Source organism: Halomonas sp. ND22Bw (assembly GCF_003011945.1).
Taxonomy (GTDB): domain Bacteria; phylum Pseudomonadota; class Gammaproteobacteria; order Pseudomonadales; family Halomonadaceae; genus Halomonas; species Halomonas halophila.
The window spans coordinates 1-419 of sequence record NZ_PXWD01000221.1 but is presented as its reverse complement, the minus strand read 5'-3'; the positions used below and the strand labels follow the sequence as shown (position 1 = coordinate 419).

Here is a 419-nt window from a genome sequence, read left to right as displayed (position 1 = left end):
TGCATCAGCCTGCGCGTCCTGGCGATCCAGGAAGCCGGGTAGAGGCGGCTCATCCCCATCGGCTGCCCCGAGGGGTGTTACATGCTTCCCAGGTCCGCCCAGGCTGGCGGGATCATCCCCGCCCAGGTCGGCGATGGCCCGTAGGTGCCCCAGAATGCCCCGCAGGTGCGGTTCCAGCTCCTCCGCGACCTCGGACAGGGAACAGGCCAGCTCCGTCCTGGCTGCGGCCTGTGCGGCCTCCATGGCCTCCATCGAGGCAGCAATCTGGTCGATGGTGGGAGCGACCGTGTCCAGGAACTCGCGGACGATCGTGGCGATCGGCCGGCGCTGGATCGCGGAGAGGCGCGCAACCGCGTCGTGCGTCTCCTGGCTGAGCGTGATGGACAGGCGTGGGCTGGTGGCTGGCATGGTCAACTCCC

At 69.2% G+C, this 419-nt stretch carries 1 protein-coding gene; it reads right to left on the bottom strand.

Annotated features, from left to right (window positions below; translation table 11 throughout):
• Window positions 1-408: hypothetical protein (locus CVH10_RS17770; protein ID WP_219924770.1), on the bottom strand; the 408-nt coding region annotated here is incomplete at its 3' end.
• Window positions 409-419 lie beyond the last annotated feature (11 nt).